Below are 1,261 nucleotides of genomic sequence, written 5' to 3'. Positions count from 1 at the left end.
GATACAACTCGACAGCGTCGCGGCGAAACTCCTCGGAGTAGTTCTTCCTCGCCATGAGTGGATCATCTCGCTTCCACCCCACCGAAGCAGGGATTGAGCGTGTCCACTACTCGGGGTCAGGTCCCCACAGGGATATCGCTAGACAGAATGGACGCCCACGCCACGTCCGGACGGTGAAGAGCCTCCATCTCAGTGACCCGCCTCGTACACCTTGATCACGTCGAGTCCCGCAGATGAGCCGGCGAACTGCATGTTGCCATCACCCGTGACTAGCGTTACCGGCTGCTGGGTAAACCAACGAACAGCTAACGCTCGATCGATGATCTCGGCGTCGGCGTCCTCGAGCGGGATGTGGCCGGGCGGATCGATAAGTAACTCGGCTGTCGCACCTGGCCCCGCGAGTGAGATCAGCTTGTCCGGATCGACGAAGCGCTCGCGCAGGCGCCGTGTCGAGACACGTGCCCTGGTGCGGACGTCCTCGTCGTTCGTGTCGCTAACTTTGTTCTTGCGATCGGTGCGCTTGTGCCTGTCGAGCTCAGCCACGACCGCGTTCGGGATGAGGAGTCGGACGTCGCTGGCCTTTGCCAACCGGGCCCAATCGACTTCGTCCCAGTACTCCTCGTTGTGCTCATAGACGTTCGTATCAGCGACCAGGAGCTTGGTCTTGCTTCCTTCCCACGTCGCTTGCGCCCTGGTGTAGGTGTGGACCAGTGCCTCGAAGTACCGTTGCCGCTCGGTCGTCTCGGCGCTGATCAGATCATTCACGGTCGGCCCGTTACTGGTCACCACCATTTCCATGAGTAACCAGTGCCTACGGGTCAGGACCATCTTCTGGATGTCGTCGAAGCTGAAGATGAACTCCAGGCCTCGGCTTAGCTCAACGGTCTTGCGCTGATACTTCTCGAGCGACTCGGCGGCCGAGCCGCCGAATCCGTTGATGAAGGCCGTCTTGCACTCGATCAGCCAGCGCAACGTCTCAGACAGCGCGTACTCGTGGGCAGGGTTGACCGAGGGTAGACGCATGACCGACTAGTTCTCCTATCCCGATAGGGGGCGACCATAACCTGTGCTACAGACACAATCGGCCTCAACGGATGGTTGTTGATCAGCTCTGGCCGGTCTGCTGCACCATCAGGTGTGTCGGCGGCGCTCGAAAACTGAACAGTTTCGGCGGTGAGAAGTGAGCACTCAACGATTGGAGTGTGATCACTTTGGAGGACTGGGCGCTGATCAGGAGGCTGGCGGCGGAGGGTGTGCCGAA

Annotated in this window: 1 protein-coding gene; it reads right to left on the bottom strand. The window is 60.1% G+C overall.

What is annotated here, in order from left to right; genetic code table 11:
* Positions 1-189: 189 nt before the first annotated feature.
* Positions 190-972, bottom strand: a complete 783-nt coding sequence (locus RM423_RS24775; RefSeq protein ID WP_311425702.1) for a PIN domain-containing protein — start codon at positions 970-972, stop codon at positions 190-192.
* Positions 973-1,261 lie beyond the last annotated feature (289 nt).

The sequence above is a fragment of the Jatrophihabitans lederbergiae genome, from assembly GCF_031845305.1.
Taxonomy (GTDB): Bacteria; Actinomycetota; Actinomycetes; order Mycobacteriales; family Jatrophihabitantaceae; genus Jatrophihabitans_A; species Jatrophihabitans_A lederbergiae.
This window is presented reverse-complemented; position numbering and strand designations above follow the sequence as displayed.